The organism is Thalassotalea litorea (genome assembly GCF_005843925.1).
Taxonomy (GTDB): domain Bacteria; phylum Pseudomonadota; class Gammaproteobacteria; order Enterobacterales; family Alteromonadaceae; genus Thalassotalea_A; species Thalassotalea_A litorea_A.
This window is the reverse complement of record NZ_VCBC01000034.1, coordinates 1-2,805: the sequence shown is the minus strand read 5'-3', so window position 1 is coordinate 2,805 and position 2,805 is coordinate 1. Positions and strand designations below refer to the sequence as shown.

Genomic DNA, 2,805 nt, shown 5'->3' with positions numbered 1-2,805 from the left:
TTGATTTACCACTTGTAGACGATTAATAAATGACATAGTTTTTCAGTTAAGTGGACGTCTTTAACGAGCGATAAGCGGAAGTTCAACTAGAAATAATTATGGATAAGTTGTCAGGCAAATTGGCAGAGCTCACACGCAGTGAATGGCGAGAGTTAGGCTTCTTCTACACCATTAATGAAACCCAATCAGAATGGGTTTTAACAGGTAGCCAACTAGGCTTAAAAAATTTTTCTGATTTACTTCATCAATTCTCTCTTAAAGAAGAGTCTCACGGTGATCATTTTCACATCGAACCACACTGGTATTTGACCCTTACAAGTTCTGATGAACCAATAATAGATAAGCGCGGAGTATGGGGACGGCCAAGTGATTTTTCCGCTATAGCTAAATTAATATCAGACAAATTAGAAATTAGCTCACCAAACGATCGCATAGTTGTTAAAAACGAATACGCACCGAAAGCAGAATATTCTCTCGTGATATACGTAAAAGAGCAGGACTTTGATCCTGCAACGCTGGATCCTCAGCTTTAATCTTAAGCTTTCACAATAAAGAACGATTATTGGTATTTGCGACGTCGCCATAAATAACGTAAGTTATTGAATCATCGGTAGTCGTGAGCGGCGGCTGTGAGCGAACTGCAGTCATTGGTTTCAATTTTGAGCAGATTAATTAACCGGTATGGAAATTGAAAATTTATCCCTAATTGAAATTCTGGATAGCGGAGAAATGTATCTTGTTCTCGCTAGTGGCGGTAAACCCTCGTATCAGTATATTTATCGCGAAGCATCCGAAGTATATTGGGATAGTGATCGGAAAGCTTTCAAAGCACCTTCACCAAGAGAATGGAGTCATGCTGATTGGTTTCATCACATCATTAAAGTGGCTGCTCAAATAGGCATTGCTTTGTCTGTTACAAAGGATACATGTTTGGTCAATGTGCCTAAAGAAATTAGGGACGAAATGGGGCTGAAATGAGCGAACTGCAGTCATTCAATATCATGGAAGATTATGAAACACATACTCTTTAGTCTTATTATTTTTTCACCTCTTGTTAGTTCTCAACAGTTAAAACCGATAGAGAATAATGAGCTTGCTCATATCCTGGGCACAATGAATATCTTGTTTGAGAGCGAGGGGTTTCCTGCTGTCAGAGTAATAAAAAGCAGTGAAAAAATAATGGAGTGTAACGGTAGTTTTCAGTCTTGCCCTTATTCGCGCTTGTTTATTAGTTATATGATGGGGGACTTAGGTGAAACACCATTACTCTATGAACTACCCAAGTCAAAAGGCTGGAAGTTAGTAGCAAGTGACACCTTAAATGGTGAACTCTTCATTACTCTGGAAACCACGTTAGATCAAGCGAATATATCTAAAGAATCTAGAAGTAAGTGGAGAAGTAAAACTTATAGGGTTAAGGTAGTTGCTGATCAAGGCGTTAGCCTAATTACACAGTGACGCTTAAGAGCGATCTACAGCCGTTCAAACAAGGCATGTAAATGCTTAAAAGAGTAATCTTTATATATAGCGCATTCGCCAAAATCCTTAACTTATGTATTTACGATTAAACAAATAATGACATCAAATTCAGAAATCCCTTCAGCAGATAGTGCCTCTTGGAACATTGCAGAGAGTAAGCCAGAAGGTCAGCCCAGACTTATTCGTTACCGCCCAGATTTAGAACCTTATTTAGGCAATCCAAACTATCCCAAAAGATTAGTAATTATTTGGGACTTTGAAATTGACAATTCAAGTGGTATGCCTTCTCAACAACTAGTTGAAGATATGAAGTCTGTGGAAGATGCATTAATAAGCTCACTCGATTCTGACAGGCTTGCAATTCTGGCGTTTGTATTGACCAATCCAGGGAGTAGAGAGTGGCATTACTATATTGGTGATATTGAAGAAGTGGGTAATAGAATTAATTCAGCACTCTCGACTTTTCCAAAACTCCCACTGCACTTGCAAGTTGAAGAAGATCCAGAATGGGAACAAATTAAAACTGTTTACGAAATTTGTTATTAAATGCTCGAATCAGGCGTCTATGGTGCTTAGATTTGACGTTAACAGATTGAAAAGGTTAATGTCTCAAAAGAGCGACCTAGAGTCATTCAAAAAATTTAGTAAAAATAATTTCTACTAACCGCAGCTTCAGACCAAGGAGTTAGCTTGCAAATCTTAAATATGGACAGAAAGGAAATTACTAAAGCTGTTGTAGAGTATGCTGACGAATTCGGACCGACTAATAGACCCGAAAGAAAAGCGGTTGAAAAACTCCTCAGAAACGTAAAACATTCAGAGCTTTTTGAAGGACTATTTACTTTGTTTTTATTGGAAGACGGTCCCAATACTTACACACGACAGCAAAATGCTGGTGTGATTTTGTATAAACTGAAACCAAAAGTTTATATTGATCTTAAACAACGCATTAGACTTAGTTTGAAAACGTGGAATGTTAGCGTCGAAGAATGGCCTTTCTATTTAGTGGAAAAGTGTGGAAAAGATAGAGTTTTGGAAGTGCTAGATGAGTTGGCCAAAGAGCGTCTTTCTGATCGCGAAAGATCTGGAATGGAAACTTTTTCCTATTGGCTTAAGAAATCCAGGTAGCGCAAGCTAAAAATCCAAAATCAGCTTATATTAGCAATTTCCAACGGGCAGCTAACGGCACAATTGCGAGTTCGCTATAGATAACGTAAGTTTTTGAAATGTAGACGGTCGCGAGCGGCTGTAGTGAGCTGTGAGTTCAAGCGGTGAGTGCAACGCTATCCTTATACTAACTTGAGGAGCGACTGCATGAAACAGAAA

Annotated in this window: 5 protein-coding genes; all 5 read left to right on the top strand. The window is 38.5% G+C overall.

Features of this window, described 5'->3' with window-relative positions:
• Window positions 1–98: 98 nt before the first annotated feature.
• Window positions 99–533: an Imm32 family immunity protein gene (locus FE810_RS16965; protein WP_138321852.1), complete on the top strand. Its 435-nt coding sequence runs from the start codon at window positions 99–101 to the stop codon at window positions 531–533.
• 148 nt (window positions 534–681) lie between these two features.
• Window positions 682–978, top strand: coding sequence for a hypothetical protein (locus FE810_RS16960; RefSeq protein ID WP_138321850.1), 297 nt, complete (start codon window positions 682–684; stop codon window positions 976–978).
• Between the two features lie 33 nt (window positions 979–1,011).
• Window positions 1,012–1,458 (top strand): hypothetical protein, encoded by a 447-nt coding sequence (locus FE810_RS16955; RefSeq protein ID WP_138321848.1) that lies wholly within the window; start codon window positions 1,012–1,014, stop codon window positions 1,456–1,458.
• A 117-nt stretch (window positions 1,459–1,575) separates the two neighbouring features.
• Window positions 1,576–2,025 carry a DUF695 domain-containing protein gene (locus FE810_RS16950; protein ID WP_138321846.1) on the top strand — a complete coding sequence of 150 codons (450 nt, stop codon included), beginning with the start codon at window positions 1,576–1,578 and terminating at the stop codon, window positions 2,023–2,025.
• 144 nt (window positions 2,026–2,169) lie between these two features.
• On the top strand, window positions 2,170–2,607 hold the full coding sequence (locus FE810_RS16945) for a hypothetical protein (protein ID WP_138321844.1): 438 nt from the start codon (window positions 2,170–2,172) through the stop codon (window positions 2,605–2,607).
• Window positions 2,608–2,805 lie beyond the last annotated feature (198 nt).

Coding starts and splice junctions, on each gene's coding strand:
- FE810_RS16960 (WP_138321850.1), top strand. CDS start 682: ATGGAAATTGAAAATTTATCCCTAATTGAAATTCTGGATAGCGGAGAA.
- FE810_RS16950 (WP_138321846.1), top strand. CDS start 1,576: ATGACATCAAATTCAGAAATCCCTTCAGCAGATAGTGCCTCTTGGAAC.
- FE810_RS16955 (WP_138321848.1), top strand. CDS start 1,012: ATGAAACACATACTCTTTAGTCTTATTATTTTTTCACCTCTTGTTAGT.
- FE810_RS16965 (WP_138321852.1), top strand. CDS start 99: ATGGATAAGTTGTCAGGCAAATTGGCAGAGCTCACACGCAGTGAATGG.